The following is a 23,154-nucleotide window of genomic DNA, read 5'->3' as shown; positions in this document are numbered from 1 at the left end:
TTTTGCTTGGGATTGTAATCTTTAAAGACTACTTTTGATTTAATTGACACACCGCAAGTTAATAAACTTGCCGAATATGGGGAGCTCTCGGGCTCCCTTATTTGTATAAAAAAATTAGGGCTGTATCACTTTTGAGACAGCCCCTTTTTGTTCTCTATAAACTATTCTTAAAACTCTGCGTTTTGAGGTGTCCTCGGGAAAGGTATAACATCGCGAATGTTAGTCATGCCCGTTACAAACAGCACCAGGCGCTCAAAGCCAAGCCCAAAGCCACTGTGCACTGCGGTACCAAACCTGCGGGTGTCAAGATACCACCAAAGCTCTTTTTCATCAATGCCCATATCGGCTATTTTCTGCTTCAGCACATCAAACCTTTCTTCCCTTTGTGAACCGCCAACAATCTCACCAATACCAGGGAATAGTATATCCATAGCGCGAACGGTGTTGTTGTCATCGTTCAGCCTCATGTAAAATGCCTTTATCTTTGCGGGGTAATCAAACAATATTACAGGCGACTTAAAGTGTTTTTCTACAAGGTAACGCTCGTGTTCACTCTGTAAATCGGCGCCCCATTCTTCAATAATATATTTAAACTTCTTGTTCTTATTAGGTTTAGAGCCTTTAAGTATATCTATTGCCTCGGTATAGCTTACACGCTTAAAGTTATTCTCTAAAACAAACCTCAGTTTTTCCAGCAGGCTCATTTCGCTGCGCTCGTTAGCAGGCTTGTTTTTTTCTTCATCCTTCATCCTTTGGTCAAGGAAAGTAAGGTCCTCCGGACATTTCTCAAGTGCATAGCGTATCACGTACTTTATAAAGTCTTCAGCAAGATCCATGTTCGCATCAAGGTCATTAAATGCTACTTCCGGCTCTATCATCCAGAATTCGGCAAGGTGGCGCGATGTGTTGCTGTTCTCGGCACGGAAGGTAGGGCCAAAGGTATATACCTGGCCAAGTGCCATAGCATAGGTTTCCGCCTCAAGCTGGCCCGATACAGTAAGGTTGGTCTCCTTGCCGAAAAAGTCTTCTTTATAATCTACTTTACCTTCTTCTGTAGCCGGCGGGTTTTGCGCAGGCAGTGTGGTAACACGAAACATTTCGCCTGCCCCCTCTGCATCACTTCCAGTAATTACCGGGGTATTTACATATACAAAGCCCCTGTCCTGAAAGTAATGGTGCACTGCAAAAGACAGTACGGAACGCACGCGCATTACCGCGCCAAAAACATTGGTGCGCACACGCAGGTGGGCATTTTCCCTTAAAAATTCAAGGGAATGTTTTTTAGGCTGAATCGGGTATTCTTCCGGGTCGCTGTCGCCCAGTATTTCAAGCTGCTTTACCTGAATTTCATATTTCTGCCCGCTGCCTTTGCTTTCGGTAAGGTCGCCCTTAACCGATACGGCTGCGCCGGTAGTTATTCTTTTCAGGGTTTCGGCAGGAGTATTTTCAAAGTCAACTACACACTGAATGTTGTGTATAACAGAACCGTCATTAAGCGCCAAAAACTGATTATTACGGAAAGTTCTTACCCATCCTTTTACAGATACATCATCAATCGGCTTCGTGCTGTTCAGCAGGTCTTTAACTTTTGTGTGCTTCATTTTTACTGTTAATTTATTTTTTGGCTTTTACATTGCTGTGCATGCTACATCCAATGTACGGATAAATGCCTGCAAATGTAGTAAAAACCACAAAAAAGTTAAATTTTACAGCTTTAATATTTAGAAAACTTTACATTAGCGATATGAATTGGCTACTTCTTATTATTGCAGGTTTATTTGAGGTTGGGTTTGCCTCCTGCCTGGGCAAGGCTAAAGAAACCACAGGCACAACATCTGCTTACTGGATGGGCGGCTTTTTTGTTTGCCTTACTATCAGTATGGTTCTGCTGTATAAGGCGACACAGCAGCTTCCTATAGGTACTGCCTATGCGGTGTGGACAGGGGTTGGTGCGGCAGGAACAGTATTGGTTGGTATTTTTGTGTTTAAAGAACCGTCAGATTTCTGGAGGCTGTTTTTCCTGACTACGCTTATAGCTTCTATAATAGGGCTAAAGGTGGTATCGCAATAGTAGTAGTCATTAAAACAGGTTTAGCACAAAGCTTACTTTAAGGGATATATTCCTGTCGAATTGCGGCAGGTGATAAGGGCCATAGCGGTAAAATGCCGAAATACCGAAGCCCTTAAAAATTTCGTTAAGCTCTATACCACTTTCATAATATCCTTTTTCCAGTGTATTAAAGGCTATACCCTCGTGTTCTTCGGGCTCTTCCATGTTACCCCAGGCAAAGCGCGTAACCAGCATAGGCGAAAGCTTTATTGCGTTTGATATGGTAAAGCGGCTCATGCCATGCTTTAGCTGTACTATAACATACTGGCTGGAGAAAAACTCATTGAAATACATGGTTTCAAAGCTGTTTTTGCCTGCAAGTGTTATCCTGCCTAAAACGCCGTCCTTATCAAGGTTGTTGGGCGAGGTGCTGTATAAATGCGTAAGCGGGCTATCGCCTACCGCAACACCGGTTTGTATGAGTGCTGATGTTTTTTGCCCGTTCAGATATTTCTTTTCCATCTCTGCCCTGAAGTCGAGTTTGCCGAAAGTAAGGTCGCTTTCCAGTATGCCTGCAACCGACTGTGTGTACTGAAATGCAAACTTCGGGAATCGTTTATCTACTTCAACACGCCCGTTTGGGGTCTGCATAAAATCGCTGAAAGGGTTCCATTGTATGGCTACAGATGCGGTTGTAAGATGGAATAAAGGGAAACTCCTGCCACCCGGGCTGTACACATAGTTGAATTTAGGGTCTATCCTGCTGCGGGTTACCTGCCAGTGGCTTTCTGTTTTAGGTATAATTTTGGTTTCAATATACGCCTGATAGGTCTGGTGGTTGTAAAACGTAGAAATGTTGATAGGGCGGGGGTCATAAATCTTGAACACCCGTTTATCTGTAGCAAAGGAGGTACTCGCAATTTCCCTTACATCATCGGTATAAGAAACTCCGACCCATGAACCTGAGAATTTGCCCACCCGCACAGCCGATCCAAGGCTGTATTTAAAGGCGCCGTCTTTAGTTCCGTATGCCCCATAACCCGTAAGCCTGAATGTTTCAGAAAATTTATCGTTGGTTATGCCGCCTACACCCAGCCTGAATCCCTCATAATTGTTGTATTTAATAATATCACGAAGGTCGAAATCAAACATCCCGACAGGTACATAGCCGTTAATTATCTTTTTACCGAGAAATATTTTATACTCCCAGTTTTCCTTAGCCACAAGGCTGTCTAATGCCACATAGGTTTTCATACTCCTCGAATCAAGCGTATCGCGGCGGTAGCGATTCCAGTAACTCTCCGGGCGGCTTATGGCCTCTTCCGTTATTTCTATTGCCACTGCGCTATGCCGTATGGGAGTAGGGGTATTAAATTCTTTTTCAAAATTATACGATTCAGAAAGCAGGTAAACATAATCTGAAGCTACCGCATCCCTTTTGCTCCGCTCTTTGTCGGCAGCATCAAACTTTATGGTTTCCCCAAGTATTTTTATATCCTGCTTGTTGTTGCCCTTTACCACCTTAAGGGTTTTTCCGTCAGGGAACCATACATCAACACTTTTTTCATACCTGAACAGGTGGGTAGAGGTAATGTCGAGCACATTTTTTATCCGGAAAACTACTTTTGCAATGCCATAATTGCTGCTGTCTATGTATAAAACACCCTGTAATTTTTTGTTCTTCCTGTCGCGCTTGGGCTTAAAGTAAACCATATACGCCTTTCGCCCGTCTATGCTAACGGTGTCCAGTATTTTATAATTATAATCATTCAGGGCATCATATCCCACAGGCCCGGCATACTTGGTTTCCAGCAGTTCTATATTGTCATCATATACCGAATACGATTGCAGCGTGAGCCCGATAATTTCATAAAGCGGGCGTTTAAAGCCGGCCATGCGGGTCGCCAGTACATTTTCTTTAAGACCCTGCTCTTTATTAAACCTGAACTCCGACACCTTTTCTGTCTGGTACAGGTGTTGTTTCTCGATTATCTTTTTGAATTTAAAGTCGGAAGAATCTATTTTGGCAAAGCGCCTTCCCGCTTTTTCATACACATAAACAGAATCCAGCTTACCCGAAATAGAATCGGGGTTTGCCGTTACCAACAGCCGGTTGTACGTTTTGTATGTAAAGCTTTCCAGCTTTTGTTGCGGGTTGTTTTGCGGCTTGCTGTATAACACCTTACGCATAAGGGCATCGGCGGGGTTGCCGCGCTCCAGCACCAGTTCTTTTAGCTGTTCGGCATGCTGGGTAAGGGTAATGCTATAACCTTTGTGCCCGGGAATAACGGCAATTTTTTCAGCTTTATACCCTGTATAGCTTACGCTGAACCATGAAGTAGCATCTGTGGTGAATTTGCCGTCTATATCAGTTACGGTAGTTTGTCCTCTATCGGTTGTAATAGTGGCAAAAGGCAGGGGGGAGTTGTTCTCACTTTCGCGTACTGTACCGGTAACGGTAAACTGCGCCTGGCAGGCCAGGCTGGCAAAAAGCAGCAAAAGCGTAAGGATTTTCATGAGCCTTTTTATGCTAAACGGAAAAACAGGCAAATTGTTTCGGTAAATATAATGCATAAATAAGAAATCCGCTGTTAAGCGGATCTCATATTTAAACTTTCATTATTTCGGCTTCTTTGTGTGCCAGCAGCTCATCAACTTTTTTGATGTAGCTGTTGGTAAGCTCCTGTACCTCATCCTCTGCACTCTTACAAACATCTTCAGATACGCCGTCTTTCTCAAGTTTCTTTATCTCGGTGTTGGCATCCTTACGGGCATTACGCACACCGATTTTAGCTTCTTCTGCCTCGGCTTTGGCCTGTTTTACAAGGTCGCGCCTGCGCTCTTCCGTAAGCGGTGGTACGCTTATTATAATGCTTTCGCCGTTATTCATCGGGTTAAAGCCCAGGTTAGCAATCATAATAGCCTTTTCTATAGGCTGCATCATGCTTTTTTCCCACGGCACAATTGTAATGGTGCGCGCATCGGGTGTGTTAATGTTGGCTACCTGGCTAAGCGGGGTTGCCGCGCCATAGTAATCTACTTTTACACCGCCAAGCATAGCAGGGCTTGCCTTACCGGCACGTATGTTTAAAAACTCTTTTTCAAGGTGCAAAAGAGAGTTGTTCATTGATTCTTTGGTACTATCTAAAATAAAATCAATTTCTTCCATAGCCTTAATTTCTATATAAAAATTAAACGTTTACTGTAGTTCCTACCAGTTCGCCATCGCAAACCTTTACAAGATTACCTTTCTTGTTCATGTCAAAAACAATAATAGGCAATTCGTTTTCCTGGCTCAGGGTAAATGCGGTGGTATCCATTACATTAAGCCCCTTTGCCAAAACATCCTCAAAAGTAAGGGTGTCATATTTTGTAGCCGTTGCATCTTTCTCAGGGTCGGCGGTATAAATACCGTCTACACGTGTGCCTTTCAAAATTACATCGGCGTTAACCTCTACACCGCGCAATACTGCCGCAGTGTCGGTAGTAAAGTATGGGTTGCCCGTTCCGGCCCCGAATATTACTATTCGGCCTTTTTCAAGGTGGCGCACAGCCCTCCTTTTAATATAAGGCTCTGCAATAGCCTCTATTTTAAGCGCTGTTTGCAGGCGTGTCTGCATACCGGCGTCTTCTAAAGCACCCTGCAGCGCCATACCGTTTATAACGGTGGCAAGCATGCCCATATAATCTCCCTGAACCCTGTCCATACCATTGCTGGCTCCGGCTACACCGCGAAAAATGTTGCCGCCGCCAATAACTATGGCTACCTGCACACCTTTATCGTGTATCATCCTTATTTCTTCGGCATACTCGGCAAGCCTTTTCGGGTCTATACCATACTGCCTGTCACCCATAAGGGCCTCACCGCTCAGTTTTAACAGAATTCTTTTATATTTCATAGGGATTTTATTGACTGGTGCAAATATAGCAATAAAAGTTTTTCTCCGTCAAAATTGTTAACCCGGCTGCTTATACTATTAGCTCATTATACGATTTTTTTGCCTGCTCATAGCCAATCATGTATATCTCTTCCATTTTTTGTTTGTTGGTTTCAAAGGTGTTATACAGGGCAAGCTCATCAGGGCTTATAACCCAGTCACAAAGCGTGAACTTCTGCATATTGGTATTGGCAGAGAGCAGGTCGTAAGCGCGGGTGGTTACCGACTTGATGCTTTTCAAGTCTTCTTTCGCTATTTTCTGGATGGGGCTTACATATACCCCTACAAGAGTGTCGCAGCGTCCCTGTAAAATATCAGTAGGGAAGTGGTTCAATATACCCCCGTCACTATATAGTTTGCCATCAATTTCGTAAGGTGATATAATTCCCGGAAATGCAGAGGATGCCAGTACCGCATCCACAATTTTTACTTCCGGCCCGAAGATGCGCAGCTTGCCCGAAACAAGGTCGGTTGCCGTTAGGTGCATCCTGAAGGGCAGTTCTCCCAACAGCTTGTCTCCGAAAACGCTTAAAAAATAGTTTTTGAATGCATCAGAATCTATAAAACCCGGTTTCCTGAATGTAAAATGCCGCCAGTGGAAAAAATAGATGGATTTAAAAAATTCGAGTATTTCATCGGGCTTTTTGCCGCATGCATAAAGTGAGGCTACAATGGCCCCGCTGCTCGTGCCTGCTATGTGGTGGGGCTTCAGGTTTACTTCTTCCAGAAACTTAAGCACGCCCGCATGGGCTATCCCCTTAGTGCCGCCACCTGATAATATTAAGCCTATCGTGCTTTTTTCGAACTTCATTTTTTAATAAAGATTACCGTACTAAAATACACCTTTTATTCATGCTGTTTTATTGGTGGCTGTTAAAACTTGCCGTAATTTTGTAGTAGCAAACACTAATATACTATGGAAGAAATAATTGCATCGGCTTTAGAAAAAAGCTATTCTTATACAGAATACCGCAACCACATATCGCACCTTCTGCTGCAGGGGCTAAGCACGGGGCATACACAAAGTGAAGACCTTACCCATTACAGCTCGCTTAACGAGGTGCGCATGAACCGCCTTGATAAAACCATAAAGATACTGCCCGAAGTGCAGGAACGCCTTAAAGCGGTTAAAGGCAGTTACATCTGGCTGGTGATAAGCGAAGGCTGGTGTGGTGATGCTGCACAACTGCTGCCTATCATAAAAAAAATGGCAGATGAGAACGAACTAACCGAGCTGCGTATTGTATTGCGAGATGAAAACCCAGAGCTGATGGATAAATTCCTGACCAAAGGGGCACGCTCTATACCTAAACTCTTGATTGTTGATACCGAAACCAATGCGGTATTTGAAAGCTGGGGGCCAAGGCCGGCAGGTGCTGCCCAACTAATTGCCGATTATAAAGCCGCACACGGCAAGATAGACGAAACGGCAAAAACAGAGCTGCAAAAGTGGTACCTTAACGATAAGGGACACAGTACCATGCTGGAAATAGCGCAGCTTGCAGAGCTGATAGAGAAAAGGTTTTAATTACTTGCAGGCAATGTGCCTATAATATCTATATTACCGGAAAGGGAAATGCCGCCGGGGTTACACCCGGGTTCTCCTTCCGGTATTTTTTTATTGATAGTATTATAGTAGGTTACCCATGCCGGAAAAAACGTATCAGTGCCCGGTTGCTTATAGGTCATGGGGTAAAGTTTAAAAAATGGCTTACCCATATTGGCATATAAAAAGGCATCATAAATAAGCTCTGAGCAATAATAGCTGCCGTTGTCATAAACATATTCATCATCATAAGGCACGCCAAGCTGTTTTAATGAAAAACGTATTGCTTCGGGCAGCAGTTGAGCATATTGTTTTTTAACCCTGCCTACATACATAGGCTTAGCTGTGTTTTTTGCAAACAGTTCAAAACGTGTAAGCCTTACCGCTTTGCCCGCTGCTTCTATAATGTACAATGTGTCGTTACGATGATACACCAATCCCATGTGGCTGAAGTCATTTCCTTTATAGCCTTCAGTAACAGCCTCAATGGCATCGCAAAGCGGGCCGCAGTCCATATCCTGAAAAATAAGGTCACCGTCTTTTAAATCCTGAGTGCTGATGTTCTGCGAAAAGCTGCTTAAAACTATAAAAAATGCGAGTATTGCTGTTTTCATACTATAAAAAATCTAAAGCTATAAGCCCGATACAAAAGTTAGCGGCAGTATTATATCCGTGAACAGAAAAGTTGCTGGCATTCACCTCTAAATAAACTACAATGCTGTCATCAAAACCGAGCCCGAGGCGGTATTTTTGGTAAGTACCGCTTAGGCTGCCCCTGCCCAAAGCAAAAGAATAGCCGTAACCGCCCTGTATTATTATAGAACTTTCGTCTGTAATATGCGGGTTAAGCATAAGGCTGCCATATACCGGAACGTTTACCAGCCGCAGATAGTTCGTATAGTCAATCCCTGTATTTAATGAAAAGCCAACCCTTGACTTATAGTGTATGCCATAGCCGAGATGCGCACTTATTCCGTCGGGGATGAAAAGGTCATCTAATTGTGTTCCGTCGGTATTATATTCAGAATCTTCGTAAGGGTTTGCCCGCAACGGTACAGATAGCGAAACGTGCCTGAACCATATTTGCTCAGCAGGTGTTTTGTCTTCTGGGTCTATCCTTGTTATATAAACTGTCTTATTCTTTTTGCTTTGCGCTGAGAGCGTACCGCAGCAAAGGCAGAACAACAGGCCGAAGAATATTTTAAGGTGTAACTTCATCTTCAAAAGCTTGAGGGCTTATGGCATTGATAACGTTAAAGTCGCCTATTTTGGTACGTCTTAAAGCAGTAAGGTGTGCACCCGACTGCATTGCCTGCCCAAAATCATGGGCAAGTGAGCGTATGTATGTCCCTTTGCTGCACACTACCCTGAAATCTATTTCGGGAAGGGCAACGCGGGTAATTTCGAACTCGTGTATGGTAACCTTGCGGTAAGCAATTTCTACTTCTTCGCCTTTTCGGGCATGTTCATACAACCGCTTCCCGTCTTTTTTTATGGCAGAAAACACAGGAGGCTTCTGGTCTATCTCGCCTGTAAATTGATTAGTTGTTTCGTGAATAAGCGCTTCAGTAATGTGGGCTGTATCAAAAGTTTGGTTAACCTCTGTTTCAAGGTCGTAAGATGGTGTTGTGGCGCCAACATGAAAAGTGCCGGTATATTCTTTCACCATTCCCTGCAGTTCGGGTATGCGCTTGGTAAACTTGCCGGTGCATATTATAAGCAGTCCGCTGGCAAGTGGGTCGAGTGTCCCTGCGTGGCCTACCTTTATCTTTTTTAGCCCTAAATGTTTTTTAAGGCTCCACTTAATTTTATTAACCGCCTGAAAGGAACTCCAGTGCAATGGTTTGTCTATAAGCAGTACTTTTCCTTCTGTAAATTCTTCAGGTGTAGGCAAAACGGCAATTATTTGTAAGTTATAAAGTAGGCAAGCAGTAATGCACCTGCAATAATGCGGTACCAGCCCCAAGGCTTAAAGCCATATTTTTTGATGAGCCCAATAAAGCCTTTAATTGCTATAATAGCAACGATAAAAGCAACAACGTTGCCTATAAAAAACATGGTAAGCGTGTCTGAGGACTCCGTTAAAAGCTCATAGCCTTTTTTACCTGTATTCTCATATGTTTTAATGAACACCGAATAGATGGTTGCTGCTGCCATGGTGGGCACAGCGAGGAAAAAAGAAAACTCAGCAGCATTTTCGCGGGTAAGCCCCTGTTGCATACCCCCAATTATAGAGGCTGCCGAGCGGCTGGTGCCGGGCATCATGGCAAGGCACTGCCAAAGGCCTATAGTTATTGCTTTTTTATTGGTTATCTGCTCTTCGGTTGTAATAGGCTGCGGGTTCTTAAAGAGGTTTTCTATAAATAGTAAGATCACGCCACCGACTATCAGTACGATTGCAATAGGTATAGGCTGCTCCAGTGCTTCTTCTATCAGATCGTTAAACAGCAGGCCCAGTACCAGCGCTGGTATTACCGCCATAGCCAGTTTGAGGTAGAAGTTAATACGGGTAAAGTCAAAAAACTTTTTCCAGTATAAAGCCACTACTGCCAGTATAGCCCCGAATTGTATGGAAACCTGAAACAGTTTAACATAATCATCTTCTTGTATGCCGTAGTATGAGCTGGCAAAAATCATATGTGCGGTAGAGGATATGGGCAGATATTCTGTAAGCCCTTCTATTATGGCAAGTATTACGGCCTGGAAAAAATCCATTTATAATTATTTTTTAAAGTTCTTAATTGGCTTTTCTTCAGGAAAAGTGGTTTCGTTTGTGTTAGCGGTTGCTTTTGGCGCAGGGTTTTTAAATATGGCATATATGGTAACGCCAAAACCAATAAGCACAACAGTAGGCGCAAGCCTTATCCTCCTGAAATTAAAAATATCAGGGCTGAATACGTTGGGGTCGTCACTGCCGCCGCCTGCCATAAGTATAAAACCAAGCGCTATAACGGCAAGCCCTATCAATAATATTTTGTAGTTAACCTTTTCAAAAAGGAAATGCGTTTTTATTTCGTTATTGTTTTTCACTTTATCTCAAGTTTAAAGTTTCAGGTTTAAAGTTGTTCCCACTTCGGGGTTGGGGGGCTAATACAAGTCGTCTGTTCTCAGGTTCAGGAACCTTTGTGTAGCAAAAAAGGTACTTATTGCAGCTATGATAATACCAAAGGCCAGCACCCCGGCAAACACTATTGCGGTAGGCACCCAGTCTTCCCATATATTAAGCACAGGGAAAGCCTCATCAAGGTAGTACACAAGCCAAATTAATGCGCCTATTGCCAGCAGCGAGCCTATAAGCCCAAGTTTAATGCCCCTCCATACAAACGGCCTGCGGATAAAAGATTTGGTAGCGCCCACCATCTGCATTGTTTTAATAGTAAAGCGGTGGTTGTATATAGAAAGGCGAAGCGAACTGTTTATTAAAAGCATCGATACAAACGCCAGCACTCCGCTTATAACCAGTATCCAGAATGATATAACTTTAATGTTCTCGTTTGCCATCTCAACCAGCACCATATCATAGGTAATATCACCCACCATAGGGTTAGAACGGAACTGTACCTCTATATTCTTAATGCTGTCGTTCTGTACATAACCGCCTTTAAGGTGCAGGTCATAAGAGTTCATTAGCGGGTTGCTGTCAAGCAGGGTTTCATAGTCGCCCATAATATCCCTGTTGTTTTCTGCCGCTTCTTCTTTAGATACGTATTTAAAATCTTTTATAAACGGTGAATTTTTAAGCTGCTCGCCAAATGCCTGCATAGTGCTGTCGGTAGCCTCGCGCTTAAAATATACCGTCATGGGTATGTTCTCTTTTACATAGCCCGATATCTTTTCGGTATTAATAACAAATAATCCTAATGCCCCAAGAAGGGTAAGCACGATAAAAATGCTGAGTATTACAGAAAAATAGGAAGAAATTAGCCGCCTTTTTTGGAATTTCTCAAAAGATGATGCCATAGGATTGGTTTTAAGCGGTAAAAATAATAAAGAAATTTGTTAAACATAGTTTATAACGGGCAAAGTTTTGACTTTCGTACAATAAGCGTAAATTTGCGGGTTAACAGGACTTTTAAAACTTTACTACTTACAACTTTTCTATCAGAGCATGAAATACAACCCCAACGAAATTGAGGCCCGCTGGCAAAAGTACTGGGCAGAGAACAAAACATTTATGGCTGATGATTTATCAGATAAGCCTAAATATTATGTACTGGATATGTTTCCGTACCCGTCCGGCGCAGGGCTGCACGTGGGGCACCCGCTAGGCTACATAGCCTCTGATATATATGCGCGCTACAAGCGCCACCAGGGTTATAATGTGCTGCACCCGCAGGGGTATGACAGCTTTGGCCTTCCGGCAGAGCAGTATGCCATACAAACCGGGCAGCACCCTGCCATAACTACCGAAGCTAACATTAACCGCTACCGCGAACAGCTTGATAAAATAGGCTTTTCGTTCGACTGGGACAGGGAGGTGCGTACCAGCAGTCCCGAGTATTACAAATGGACGCAGTGGATTTTTATACAACTCTTCAACTCATGGTACAATAAAGATGCTGATAAAGCAGAAAGCATTTGCACGCTTATAGCTATTTTTGAAAAAGAAGGCAATGCTGCCGTTAATGCGGTGAGCGATGATAACATAGCTGTTTTTACTGCCGAAGACTGGAACGGCTACAATAAAGAAAAGCAGGAGCGCATACTTTTACAGTACAGGCTTACCTACCTTGCCGAAACCGAGGTGAACTGGTGCCCTGCACTGGGTACTGTACTGGCAAATGATGAAATAGTAAACGGCGTTTCGGAAAGGGGAGGGCATCCGGTTATCCGTAAAAAGATGACGCAATGGAGTATGCGTATTTCGGCCTACGCCGAGCGCCTGCTCGCAGGGCTTGAAACAATAGACTGGACAGAATCGTTAAAAGAAAGCCAGCGCAACTGGATTGGTAAATCGGTTGGTGCATCAGTTACCTTTAAGGTGAAACAGCCCACATCTGAAAAAGATATGGTGGAGTACTTTCTTACCGGAGATGATACTGGCGATTATGAAATAGAAGTATTTACCACAAGGCCTGATACTATTTTCGGGGTAACGTTTATGACACTTGCGCCCGAGCATGACCTTGTGCCTAAGATAACCACACCGGAACAAAAAGCGGCTGTAGAACAATATATAGAAGCAACGGCAAAACGCAGTGAGCGCGACCGTATGGCCGATGTAAAAACCATATCAGGTGTGTTTACAGGGGCTTATGCCGAGCATCCGTTTACCAAAGAACCCATACCGGTTTGGATAGGTGACTATGTTCTGGCGGGCTATGGCACGGGGGCTGTTATGGCTGTGCCGGCGGGTGACCAGCGCGATTATGATTTTGCAAAGCATTTTAATATCCCCATAAAGAATATTTTTGCCCCCCAACCCCCAAAAGGGGAGAACCCTGACGAGATAATTGCTGAAGAAGCATTCTCTGCCAAAGAAGGGTTTACGCTTATTAATTCAGATTTTCTGGATGGCATGTCTTACAAAGAAGCTACCAAAGCGGTTATTAAAAACCTTGAAGATATAGGCAGGGGCAAGGGTAAAACCAACTACCGCCTTCGCGATGCGGTGTTCAGCCGCCAGCGTTACTGGGGCGAGCCGTTCCCGGTGTATTACGTAAACGGGCTGCCGCAAATGATAGCCACAGAGCATTTGCCTGTGCGCCTGCCGGAAGTAGAAAAATACCTGCCAACCGAAGACGGGCAGCCACCGCTGGGTAATGCTAAAGATTGGTACTGGAACACTAAAACAAACAGTGTGTCATCTCCACCTTTGGAGGCGGGGGAGGCTGATTATATTTTCCCGCTGGAGCTTAACACGATGCCCGGATGGGCAGGCAGCTCATGGTACTGGCTGCGCTATATGGATCCGTTCAATAAGGAACAGTTTGTTTCTCCTGAGCATGAGGCCTACTGGCAAAATGTTGATTTATATATAGGCGGCAGCGAACACGCTACCGGACACTTGCTATACAGCCGTTTCTGGAATAAGTTTTTAAAAGACAGGGGATACATCAACAGCGAGGAGCCGTTTAAAAAGCTCATCAACCAGGGGATGATACTTGGCACAAGCGCTTTTGTGCATGAAGCCGTTTACAATTATAGCTGCACTATAGAAGATGTAAACTTTACTGGCATGAACGACAGTACCGAAGGCAGCTTTACGGTTTACCTGTCTAAGTCATTGGCAGATAAATATAATACCGAAGAGGTAAAGAAAAAAGTAAAGAATTTACTGCTGAACGATATTTTTGCTTCTAAAGCTATAAAAACCTACCGTAAGGTTGAGCTTGAGTTTGGCGAGGCGACTGTGAGAAGTATTCATGCAGACGTAAGCCTTGTAAATGCTTCTGACGAGCTTGATATGGACGGTTTCAGGAACTGGAGGAGTGAGTATAACACAGCGCGTTTTATTACAGAAGATAACGGTAATTATATCGTAAGCCGCGAAGTAGAGAAAATGTCGAAATCAAAATATAATGTAGTAACGCCTGATGATATATGCGAACAGTATGGTGCGGACACCCTGCGTTTATATGAAATGTTCTTAGGCCCGCTGGAGCAGGCAAAGCCCTGGAATACCGCCGGGATTACCGGCGTTAGCGGTTTCCTGAAAAAATTATGGAAGTTGTACTTTGACGATAAGGGGCTTATTGTAAACAGTAATCCTGCCTCTGCCGAGGCATACAAGATACTGCACCGCACTATCAAGAAGGTTCAGGATGATATTGAGAACTTTTCTTTTAATACCTCGGTAAGTTCTTTCATGATAGCAGTAAACGAACTAACGGCTATTAATTGCCATGAGCGTTTAATATTAGAGCCGCTTGCGGTTATAATATCGCCTTATGCTCCGCACATTGCCGAGGAGCTATGGCACAGGCTGGGACACCAGGGCAGTATAAGCAAAGTGCCGTTCCCTATATTTAAGCCTGAGTACCTTGTTGAGAGCAGTAAGGAATATCCAGTTTCTTTTAACGGCAAGATGAGGTTTAAGATAGAGCTGCCGCTGGATATGCCACAGGACGAAATGCAGCAGCTGATACTTGCAGATGAGCGCACCGTGCAGCAACTGGAGGGCAAAGCGCCTAAAAAAGTAATTATCGTTCCCGGCAAGATCATCAATATTGTAATGTAATTTTAACAAGATAAAATTATTTAAACGATATGTTGCTGAAAATCAACATATCGTTTTTTGGTTTTTTAATTAACATATTTAACGCGAATTTTTTGGCACAGCGTTTGGTTATCTGAAATCAAATCATTAATCAAAAAATAACAATTAAAACAAAATCAACATGAAAAAAATCTTACTTACAGCAGTATGCCTTGCATCATTTTCGGCATTTGCACAAGAAACAGATTCAGCTGCAACAGAATCGGGAGAACCAATCAGCAAACGCTTTTATGTAGCGTTTGGTGTTGGGACTATGAATGACTACGAAATTAATGACAAACTTGAAGCTTCGGGCATGCCGCAGTTGCCGGATGCTATGTTCGAGGCCGGTTTCGGTTACAACGTGACATGGGAAAAAATCATGTTTGATTTTGAGTTCAATACCAATTATTATGATAAGAAAACAAGTACCGACAGGGTGAGGGGTGCTGTGGCAGGTTTAACATTAAGGCCGCAGTACATACCTTTAAGGGGTAACGGTTTTTATATAGGTACCGGTGCTGACATTTCTTATACTACCAATACTTTCGACCTTTACAGGCGCGGCACCGAAATAGACCTTAATAATCTTAACCCTGCTTTCCATACAGGCCATATCAGCCTGGGCAACGAGCAGTTATTTGTAGGTCCGTCAATATCGGTTGCGGCTTTTCAAAAATCATCATTCCCGTTAAGATTAAATATGGGTTATCAGTGGGCAGTATTAAGCGGCAGCTGGGACAGCGAAGTAGCCGATGTGGCAAATACCGTTAAAGAAAATGGGCAGGGCCGTTTTTACGCTAAACTTATTTTTGTGCTGTAACCACTAAAGCATTCATGACAAAATATACACCTAAAGCCAGTCTGCAAAGATTGGCTTTAATTTTGATGTATATCCTTTAAAAACAAATATTAAAATGGGAATAGGATATTTTATATTACTAGGTGCAATTGCACTGGTAAGTTTCATTGTAAGCAGCAGGCTGCAATCTAAATTTAATCATTACAGCAAGGTGCATTTGCGCAACGGCATGAGTGGCGCAGAGATAGCACAGCAAATGCTGAATGATAATGGTATTTATGATGTTAAGGTTATTTCTACACCGGGCAGGCTTACTGACCATTACAACCCCGTTGATAAAACCGTTAACCTTAGTGAAGCCGTTTATAATCAGCGCAATGCCGCAGCAGCAGCCGTTGCCGCCCACGAGGTAGGGCATGCCGTTCAGCATGCTACGGCATACAGTATGTTGCAGTTTCGCAGCAAGATGGTTCCTGTAGTGAGTATATCTTCAAGGCTATCGGGTATGCTTATTATTGGCGGGCTTGTATTAGGTGCGGCATCCAATATTGGTTTCGGGTATTACATTGCTATACTGGGCCTTGCCATGATGGCTATTGCAACGCTCTTCAGTTTTATTACGCTTCCGGTGGAGTATGACGCCAGCAACAGGGCACTGAAGTGGTTAAAACGGAATAATATGCTTACAAGCCAGGAATACAGCGGCGCGGAAGATTCGCTTAAATGGGCTGCCCGTACTTATGTTGTAGCGGCACTTGGTGCGCTTGCCAACCTGCTTTATTTTGCATTCCTTGTATTTGGCAGGAGGGATTAATTCTGAAATTAGAAAGTAAAATTCAGAAGTTAGAATATAATACTGATGCGAGGTTAAAGATATAGATTCTTAGCAGTTTTATCTAAAGTTCTGATTTCTGAATTTACAATTGTATCTGCCGTTCGATCTGCTGATCGAGTGATATAAACGTTTCAGTACGCGAAACTCCGTCAATAGGCTGTATGCGCGTGTTAAGTAGCTGCATCAGGTGTTCGTTGTCACGGCAAATAATCTTTATGAGTATAGACCAGTTCCCGGTGGTGTAGTGGCATTCCAGTACTTCGGGTATTTTTCGCAGCTCTTTTACCGTTTCTGCATTGCTCGACGCTTTGTCAAGGTAAATGCCCACAAACGCCATAGTACTGTAGCCTAATACCTTATTATTTACAATGAATTTTGAGCCGGAGATTACACCTGCCTGCTCCAGCTTGCGCAGCCTTTGGTGTATGGCTGCACCTGAAATACCAATTTTAGAAGCTATCTGCAAAATAGGCTTGCGGGCATCCTCCATCAGGTTGCGGAGTATCTCTTTATCGATGCCGTCTATTTCAATCTGAAAGGAATTTAGTTTCATAGGTTACAGCTTTATACAAAAATAATGTATTTATATGTGATATTGTAATTTGAGCAGCTATATAGAAGAAGCCGCCCGTGCGGGCGGCATAGATGTAAAGGTGTATGTAAAAAAGGTGTAGTTGATTTACATTGCTAAAGTAGTTCGTTACATTTGTACTCATAAGCGTATAATTACCTGATTTTGATAAGCAGGTATAACTACCTGTGATAAAAAACCTCCCGCAACGTGCGGGAGGTTACATAGTTAGTTGAGTTAGTTATGCGGGGCTTAGCTTGCAACATTATTAGGGTTATACCCCATATATGGCACATGCTTTTCGTTAAACACAACCCCGAATTCTTCAAGCTCTTTTAATATTGGCTCATATATTTCTTTATAAATAGGTAACTGTACGCCTTTAAGTGTAATGTTGCCGTTTAGTATCTGTAAGGCGGCCATGGCAACCGGTAAACCTACGGTTTTAGCCATTGCGGTATAAGTCTGGTCTTCACCTATACACACCATAGTAGAATCTATCTGTTGTTTTTTGCCGTTAAGCTCATAACCGAATTTATGGTACATTACAATCATGTCCTTGTCGTCAGGGCTAAGCGTCCATTTGTCAGATAATATCTTCTCCAGTATTTGTGCAGGTGTAGCATTTCTTAATCCTACTTTTTTAGAAGCGTTAAAAATATCTAGCTCCATAAGCTTATCCCACTGTATGTCGTCCTGGTCTATTTTAAGTATATGCCTCAGCTTTAGTTCAACAGAATCAGTAGGGTGGTACGGCAGGAAAGCATTGGTAAAGTCACGGTAACTCATATTTTCTGAGTTTTCCATAATATATGTGTCATCTGTCATGCCAAGCTGCACAAACATATTCCACGCTTTAGAGTAGCCCACTCTTCTTAATGTGCCCCTGTACAGCGTTAGGGCATCATCAAGCCCGTACACGCTGCGGTATTTTAATGAGTCGCGGTTGGCGTAGCCTTCAAACCTGCCGAAGCCCTCCACCTCCATAAATTCTGTGCGGCGGAATAGTTTGTTGTAAGGTATATACTTATAGTTGCCTTCCTGTATAAATTTGGCTGCGCCACCCTGCCCGGCGAGTACCACATTGCGGGGATTCCACGTAAATTTATAATTCCAGAGGTTATTATCGCTTTCGGGAGCTACAAGCCCACCGCAAAAAGATTCAAACAACAACACTTTGCCGCCTTTATCCCTTATTTCATCAAGTACCTTCATAGCGCTCATGTGGTCAATACCAGGGTCAAGGCCAATTTCGTTCATAAAAATAAGCCCGTTTTCTTTTACCTGCTCATCAAGATCCATCATGGCCGGGCTAATGTATGAGGCGGTAACCATGTTCTTTTTGTGCTTAATGCAGTCCTTCGCCACTTCATAGTGCAGGTGAGCCGGCAGCATAGAGATTACAATATCGGCATTGCTTATATAATTGTTGCGCTGCTCTTCATTAAAAATATCAAAAGCTACCGGTGTTGCCCTTGGGTGCCCTTTTGTTTTGCGTGAAGCAAGTTCTACAGAAAGGTCGCCAATGGTTATATGCAGGTTTTCAGGTTCTGCTTTTTGTAACAGGTATTCTATTAAAGACGAAGCCGAGCGGCCTGCGCCAATAATTAAAACATGCCTCATAATGTTTTATTTTATAACACGAATGTAATGATTTGTTAAATATTTGTGCTGTAAAGTTCTGTAAAGTTTTTAATTTTACAGTATATTTTTGAATAAAATGGAAAGAAAAATTTTAATAACCGCTGCTGTTTTAGGATTGGTGGCAATTGTACTGGGTGCATTTGGCGCCCACGGGCTTAAAAAACTTATTGAGCCGGAAGCTGTTGCGACTTTTGAAACAGGTGTTAAATATCAGATGTACCATGCGCTGTTCCTGCTGTTTGTAGGTACTACTAATTTTGCGACCAAAAAGGTTAAAAAATATATTTTTATACTTGTTGTTACCGGAGTGCTGTTCTTTTCGGGATCTATCTATTTTTTAGCTTGCAATACACTTTTTTCTTTCGATTTCAGAACCATTGGTTTCATCACTCCCATTGGAGGATTTTTATTAATTGCGGCGTGGGCGCTGTTGTTATTGAACTTAATGAAACGAAAAGGATAAATAATTTGCAATTCACTATAATTTAAAAATTTATTTTTTACATTTGCCCTTTAAAACAATGCAACTTAATCTTAAAGTTATGGAGAATTACGGCCTTTTCACGAAAACGATTTCGTTGGAAAACATGGGAATTAAGAACGCTACTGTAAAATATCAACTGTCTCCTGATGAGCTTCATGATATAACTATAGAGAAGGGTATGGGGGTTGAGAGTTCTACAGGGGCGCTTGCGGTTAATACCGGAGAGTTTACAGGAAGGTCGCCCCAGGACCGTTTTATTGTAAAAGACAGCATTACTGAAGACAAAGTATGGTGGGGCAATATAAACCTCCCTTTTGACAGCGATAAATTTGAAGCACTATATAATAAAGTTACTGACTACCTGTCAGGAAAAGAACTTTATGTTCGTGACAGCTATGTGTGTGCCGACCCTAATTACAGGCTAAATGTAAGAGTGGTAACAGAGTACCCATGGAGCAACCTATTCTGCTACAATATGTTCCTTCGTCCGGAAGATTCTGAACTTGAAGATTTTTCTGCCGACTGGCATGTAGTGTGCGCACCGGGCTTTAAAGCAGACCCGGCTGTAGATGGTACGCGTCAAAGCAATTTCGCAATACTTGATTTTACAAGGAAAATTGCACTAATAGGCGGTACAGGTTATACAGGTGAAATGAAAAAAGGTATTTTTTCTGCACTTAACTTTATATTGCCTGTATATGAAAACACTTTGCCGATGCACTGCAGCGCCAATGTGGGCGAAGATGGCGATACGGCAATTTTCTTCGGACTTTCAGGTACAGGTAAGACAACGCTTTCTGCCGATCCTGACCGTAAACTCATTGGTGACGATGAGCACGGGTGGACGAATGAAAATACTGTGTTTAACTTTGAAGGCGGTTGCTATGCAAAAGTTATAAACCTTACCGAGGAGAACGAACCGGATATTTACCACGCAATTAAAAGAGGTGCCATACTTGAAAACGTAATTTTTGAAGAAGGCAGCAATGTGGTAGATTATGAAGATATTTCAATTACACAAAATACAAGGGTAAGTTATCCTATTTACCACATAGATAACATTCAGCCGGGTTCTATAGGTAAAAACCCTAAAAACATTTTCTTCTTAACGGCTGATGCATTTGGTGTACTGCCTCCGATAAGCAAACTTACCCCGGGCCAGGCAGCTTACCACTTCATATCAGGCTATACTGCAAAAGTTGCCGGTACAGAAGCAGGTGTAAACGAGCCTCAGCCTAACTTCTCTGCTTGTTTTGGTGCGCCTTTCATGCCGCTGCACCCAACAAAGTATGCAGAGATGCTTAGCAAAAAAATGAAGGATGCAGGCGTTAATGTATGGCTTGTAAATACCGGCTGGACTGGTGGCCCTTATGGCACCGGAAGCAGGATGAAGCTTAAATATACAAGGGCCATGATTACAGCAGCCCTTAATGGCGAGCTTGATAATGTAGATTATACTACGCATGAGGTTTTTGGCCTTGCCAAGCCACAAAGCTGCCCTAACGTTCCGTCAGAAGTACTTAATCCGCGTAATACGTGGGAAGATAAAGAAGCCTATGATGCCAAAGCGCACGAACTTGCTGCGGCATTCAGGAAAAATTTTGCCAAGTTTGAGGAATTTGCGAATGAAGAAATTCTTGCAGGTGCCCCACTGGCATAAATGTGATTTTAGAATAGATGCGGAAAACCGTCCTTTTGCCAAGGGCGGTTTTTCATTTTATATATCTTTCAAGATGATATAAAATTCCGTTACAGCAATAAAAAAAAGCTGCCCTTAGGGGGCAGCTTACTATTTTTTCAGTAATGTAGTGATGAAGTCTTTATTTGGCTTTGTTAACCTCCTGTATATACTTTTCAAGCGCCATTGTCATGCTTGGGGTATCGGGCGTTGGCGCCATGATATCAATACGCAGTCCGTGGTCTAACGCTTCTTTTTGGGTTGTACTGCCAAAAACGGCTATACGGGTATCATTCTGCTTAAACTCAGGGAAGTTTTTAAATAACGATTTTATCCCGGTAGGGCTAAAAAACGCCAGTACATCATAATATACATCCTTAAGATCGCTCAGGTCGCTCATAACCGTGCGATAAAAAATACCGGGTGTCCAGTTTACCTTTAGCGCATTAAGCGTTTGCGGAACATCGTCATTAAGCTGGTCAGATGCCGGAAGCAGGAACTTTTCATCCTTATACTTTTTTATAAGCGGGGAAAGATCGGCAAATTCCTTCTGCCCCACATAAATTTTCCTTTTACGGTACACTACATACTTTTGCAGGTAAAAAGCAACAGCTTCGCTCTGGCAAAAATATTTCATGGTTTCAGGTACTTTATAGCGCATTTCTTCAGCTACACGGAAAAAATGGTCTATAGAGTTCTTGCTGGTAAGTATTATGGCTGTAAAATTGTTTAGGTCAATCTTTTGGGCTCTTACCTCTTTTGCGCTTACACCCTCTACATGGATAAATGGCCTGAAATCTACCTTTACTTTTAGTTTGTGTTGTATTTCAAAGTACGGTGAATTTTCTACTTTAGGTTCCGGTTGTGAAACCAAAATTGTTTTCACTTTCATAGTTGATATGTTGTTTTACTTACTGTTTGGTAAACCAATAATACATGAAATAATAGGGTGCTATTTCGAGAGTGCAAAGATACAAAATAAAATAGAACAATTTGCCGAGTATCAAATTTTGATACAACCTTAATGAAAAGAGGTAGGTAACAATAGTCCCAGCAAGAATAAGTCCTAATATACTGTACAGTACAACCGGAAGCGGCTCTTTATTGTAAAATAATATAATATTTACCGGCAGCAGCAAAAAACCAATATAAGCCCGGTAATTCACTTTGTGCAGGTTAAACATTTCGTTAAACTCCTCTATATTAAAAGAGGTGGCTATAATTTTTTCTATCAGGTACTTAGACAGGATAAATACAGCTATAAAAGTTAATATCTGTATAAACGATATCCAGCTTGTTTTTTCAGCAAGCCCATAGTAGCTCAGCAGGAACTGCGCCAAAAAAGTGAACGATATGAGCTGCACAATAAAGAAAGAAATGGTAAAGCCACTTAGCATATTGCCGCTGTCTTTATATATCTTTATATATTTGTCAGAATATGCCAGTTTGATAAACTCGGCAAAGCGGCCCTCAAAAACGGTTTTATTAATGGCAATAAGTATAAAGCATACAACAAACAAAACTGTTGCCCAGTCTTTGCCTGCGGTTAAACGCTCATATAATACCATATCTCCCATGGCGCAAAATTACTTAAATTTCAGCATGAAAAATTTTATTATAATTTAATTATGAAACTCACGTTAGAAATGCATTATTTTTGCACCAAAATTCACGGTTACTAATGAGCGATGGCATTGTTATAATCCCAACGTATAACGAAATTGAAAATATAGATGCCATTATCAGGGCAGTTTTTTCGCTTAGCACCCCATTTGATGTTTTAATAGTAGATGATAACTCGCCCGATGGTACCGCCGGCCGTGTAAAAGAGCTGCAACAGGAGTTTGGCGAGAGGCTGCACCTCGAAGTCAGGCCGGGCAAATCAGGGCTTGGTACTGCTTATGTGCATGGTTTTAAATGGGCCATTGCAGGAAGGTATGAGTACATCTTTGAAATGGATGCCGATTTTTCGCACAACCCGGCAGATCTTGAAAAACTTTATGCAGCATGCAGAAACGGCGCCGATATGGCAATAGGGTCACGCTACAGCAGGGGTGTAAATGTGGTGAACTGGCCGCTTAGCAGGGTGTTGCTTTCGTATTATGCCTCTGTATATGTTAAGCTGGTAACGGGAATGAAAATACACGATGCCACAGCAGGATTTATTTGTTATAAACGTAAAGTTTTAGAAACTATAAACCTAAATAAGATTAAATTTGTAGGGTATGCTTTTCAGATAGAAATGAAGTACCGTGCCTATGCTAACGGTTTTGTAATTGTAGAAGTACCTATAATTTTTACAGACCGCACCAAAGGTGAATCTAAAATGAGTAATGCCATTATAAAAGAAGCCATAACCGGCGTAGTGGCGCTTAGAATAAAAAAAATGCTTAACCGGCTTTAAAACA

Annotated in this window: 23 protein-coding genes; 8 read left to right on the top strand and 15 right to left on the bottom strand. The window is 42.5% G+C overall.

Annotation, left to right across the window (positions count from 1 at the left end; translation table 11 throughout):
* Nucleotides 1–167: 167 nt before the first annotated feature.
* A complete protein-coding gene (gene asnS / locus KJK34_RS09295; protein ID WP_223053582.1) occupies nucleotides 168–1,601 on the bottom strand; it encodes an asparagine--tRNA ligase in 1,434 nt (477 codons plus the stop codon).
* Nucleotides 1,602–1,744: 143 nt separating this feature from the next.
* On the opposite strand from asnS, the gene KJK34_RS09290 reads away from it, so the two are divergent.
* The gene (locus KJK34_RS09290) at nucleotides 1,745–2,071 is read left to right on the top strand and encodes a DMT family transporter (RefSeq protein WP_223053581.1); all 327 of its coding nucleotides are present in this window, start codon (nucleotides 1,745–1,747) and stop codon (nucleotides 2,069–2,071) included.
* 9 nt (nucleotides 2,072–2,080) lie between these two features.
* Here the strand turns inward: KJK34_RS09290 and KJK34_RS09285 are convergent, their stop codons facing one another.
* The 4 genes from KJK34_RS09285 to KJK34_RS09270 all read right to left on the bottom strand — a co-directional run bounded on the left by KJK34_RS09285 (nucleotide 2,081) and on the right by KJK34_RS09270 (nucleotide 6,799).
* Nucleotides 2,081–4,567 carry a DUF5686 family protein gene (locus KJK34_RS09285; protein ID WP_223053580.1) on the bottom strand — a complete coding sequence of 829 codons (2,487 nt, stop codon included), beginning with the start codon at nucleotides 4,565–4,567 and terminating at the stop codon, nucleotides 2,081–2,083.
* Nucleotides 4,568–4,658: 91 nt separating this feature from the next.
* Nucleotides 4,659–5,219: a ribosome recycling factor gene (gene frr / locus KJK34_RS09280; protein WP_223053579.1), complete on the bottom strand. Its 561-nt coding sequence runs from the start codon at nucleotides 5,217–5,219 to the stop codon at nucleotides 4,659–4,661.
* 22 nt (nucleotides 5,220–5,241) lie between these two features.
* Nucleotides 5,242–5,949 carry a UMP kinase gene (pyrH, locus tag KJK34_RS09275; protein ID WP_223053578.1) on the bottom strand — a complete coding sequence of 236 codons (708 nt, stop codon included), beginning with the start codon at nucleotides 5,947–5,949 and terminating at the stop codon, nucleotides 5,242–5,244.
* Nucleotides 5,950–6,019: 70 nt separating this feature from the next.
* The gene (locus tag KJK34_RS09270; protein ID WP_223053577.1) at nucleotides 6,020–6,799 is read right to left on the bottom strand and encodes a patatin-like phospholipase family protein; all 780 of its coding nucleotides are present in this window, start codon (nucleotides 6,797–6,799) and stop codon (nucleotides 6,020–6,022) included.
* Nucleotides 6,800–6,904: 105 nt separating this feature from the next.
* Here KJK34_RS09270 and KJK34_RS09265 point away from each other — a divergent pair, with 105 nt between their 5' ends.
* Nucleotides 6,905–7,516 carry a thioredoxin family protein gene (locus KJK34_RS09265; RefSeq protein ID WP_223053576.1) on the top strand — a complete coding sequence of 204 codons (612 nt, stop codon included), beginning with the start codon at nucleotides 6,905–6,907 and terminating at the stop codon, nucleotides 7,514–7,516.
* On the opposite strand, the gene KJK34_RS09260 is transcribed toward KJK34_RS09265, so the two are convergent.
* The 6 genes from KJK34_RS09260 to KJK34_RS09235 are packed head-to-tail and all read right to left on the bottom strand — an operon-like array spanning nucleotide 7,513 to nucleotide 11,494.
* Nucleotides 7,513–8,148, bottom strand: coding sequence for a YiiX/YebB-like N1pC/P60 family cysteine hydrolase (locus KJK34_RS09260; RefSeq protein WP_223053575.1), 636 nt, complete (start codon nucleotides 8,146–8,148; stop codon nucleotides 7,513–7,515). The genes KJK34_RS09265 and KJK34_RS09260 overlap by 4 nt on opposite strands.
* Before the next feature lies 1 nt (nucleotide 8,149).
* The gene (locus tag KJK34_RS09255; protein ID WP_223053574.1) at nucleotides 8,150–8,752 is read right to left on the bottom strand and encodes a hypothetical protein; all 603 of its coding nucleotides are present in this window, start codon (nucleotides 8,750–8,752) and stop codon (nucleotides 8,150–8,152) included.
* Complete coding sequence (gene truB / locus KJK34_RS09250) at nucleotides 8,736–9,428, bottom strand: tRNA pseudouridine(55) synthase TruB (protein WP_223053573.1); 693 nt, start codon at nucleotides 9,426–9,428, stop codon at nucleotides 8,736–8,738. Before truB ends, KJK34_RS09255 begins: the two co-directional genes overlap by 17 nt.
* Before the next feature lie 8 nt (nucleotides 9,429–9,436).
* Entirely contained in the window at nucleotides 9,437–10,249 is an 813-nt protein-coding gene (locus KJK34_RS09245) for an undecaprenyl-diphosphate phosphatase (protein WP_223053572.1), read from the bottom strand.
* 6 nt (nucleotides 10,250–10,255) lie between these two features.
* On the bottom strand, nucleotides 10,256–10,564 hold the full coding sequence (locus KJK34_RS09240; protein WP_223053571.1) for a DUF3098 domain-containing protein: 309 nt from the start codon (nucleotides 10,562–10,564) through the stop codon (nucleotides 10,256–10,258).
* Nucleotides 10,565–10,621: 57 nt separating this feature from the next.
* On the bottom strand, nucleotides 10,622–11,494 hold the full coding sequence (locus KJK34_RS09235) for a cell division protein FtsX (protein ID WP_223053570.1): 873 nt from the start codon (nucleotides 11,492–11,494) through the stop codon (nucleotides 10,622–10,624).
* Between the two features lie 148 nt (nucleotides 11,495–11,642).
* Between KJK34_RS09235 and KJK34_RS09230 the strand changes: the two genes are divergently transcribed.
* From KJK34_RS09230 to KJK34_RS09220, 3 genes are all read left to right on the top strand, one after another.
* Nucleotides 11,643–14,714, top strand: a complete 3,072-nt coding sequence (locus KJK34_RS09230; protein WP_223053569.1) for a leucine--tRNA ligase — start codon at nucleotides 11,643–11,645, stop codon at nucleotides 14,712–14,714.
* 160 nt (nucleotides 14,715–14,874) lie between these two features.
* Nucleotides 14,875–15,555 (top strand): hypothetical protein, encoded by a 681-nt coding sequence (locus tag KJK34_RS09225; protein ID WP_223053568.1) that lies wholly within the window; start codon nucleotides 14,875–14,877, stop codon nucleotides 15,553–15,555.
* 94 nt (nucleotides 15,556–15,649) lie between these two features.
* On the top strand, nucleotides 15,650–16,348 hold the full coding sequence (locus KJK34_RS09220) for a zinc metallopeptidase (protein ID WP_223053567.1): 699 nt from the start codon (nucleotides 15,650–15,652) through the stop codon (nucleotides 16,346–16,348).
* Between the two features lie 103 nt (nucleotides 16,349–16,451).
* Here the strand turns inward: KJK34_RS09220 and KJK34_RS09215 are convergent, their stop codons facing one another.
* Together KJK34_RS09215 and KJK34_RS09210 are read right to left on the bottom strand one after the other, a co-directional pair.
* Nucleotides 16,452–16,922, bottom strand: a complete 471-nt coding sequence (locus KJK34_RS09215; RefSeq protein WP_223053566.1) for an Lrp/AsnC family transcriptional regulator — start codon at nucleotides 16,920–16,922, stop codon at nucleotides 16,452–16,454.
* 270 nt (nucleotides 16,923–17,192) lie between these two features.
* Nucleotides 17,193–18,563, bottom strand: coding sequence for a saccharopine dehydrogenase family protein (locus KJK34_RS09210; RefSeq protein WP_223053565.1), 1,371 nt, complete (start codon nucleotides 18,561–18,563; stop codon nucleotides 17,193–17,195).
* 97 nt (nucleotides 18,564–18,660) lie between these two features.
* On the opposite strand from KJK34_RS09210, the gene KJK34_RS09205 reads away from it, so the two are divergent.
* Nucleotides 18,661–19,047, top strand: a complete 387-nt coding sequence (locus KJK34_RS09205; RefSeq protein ID WP_223053564.1) for a DUF423 domain-containing protein — start codon at nucleotides 18,661–18,663, stop codon at nucleotides 19,045–19,047.
* A 79-nt stretch (nucleotides 19,048–19,126) separates the two neighbouring features.
* The gene (gene pckA / locus KJK34_RS09200) at nucleotides 19,127–20,728 is read left to right on the top strand and encodes a phosphoenolpyruvate carboxykinase (ATP) (RefSeq protein WP_223053600.1); all 1,602 of its coding nucleotides are present in this window, start codon (nucleotides 19,127–19,129) and stop codon (nucleotides 20,726–20,728) included.
* Nucleotides 20,729–20,888: 160 nt separating this feature from the next.
* Here pckA and KJK34_RS09195 read toward each other — a convergent pair whose 3' ends face one another.
* Together KJK34_RS09195 and KJK34_RS09190 are read right to left on the bottom strand one after the other, a co-directional pair.
* Entirely contained in the window at nucleotides 20,889–21,638 is a 750-nt protein-coding gene (locus tag KJK34_RS09195) for a uroporphyrinogen-III synthase (protein ID WP_223053563.1), read from the bottom strand.
* Nucleotides 21,639–21,657: 19 nt separating this feature from the next.
* Complete coding sequence (locus KJK34_RS09190) at nucleotides 21,658–22,323, bottom strand: DUF4271 domain-containing protein (protein ID WP_223053562.1); 666 nt, start codon at nucleotides 22,321–22,323, stop codon at nucleotides 21,658–21,660.
* 104 nt (nucleotides 22,324–22,427) lie between these two features.
* Between KJK34_RS09190 and KJK34_RS09185 the strand changes: the two genes are divergently transcribed.
* Nucleotides 22,428–23,150 carry a polyprenol monophosphomannose synthase gene (locus KJK34_RS09185; RefSeq protein WP_223053561.1) on the top strand — a complete coding sequence of 241 codons (723 nt, stop codon included), beginning with the start codon at nucleotides 22,428–22,430 and terminating at the stop codon, nucleotides 23,148–23,150.
* Nucleotides 23,151–23,154: the final 4 nt, after the last annotated feature.

It is taken from the genome of Flavobacterium coralii, from assembly GCF_019891545.1.
GTDB lineage: Bacteria > Bacteroidota > Bacteroidia > Flavobacteriales > Flavobacteriaceae > Flavobacterium > Flavobacterium coralii.
This window is presented reverse-complemented; position numbering and strand designations above follow the sequence as displayed.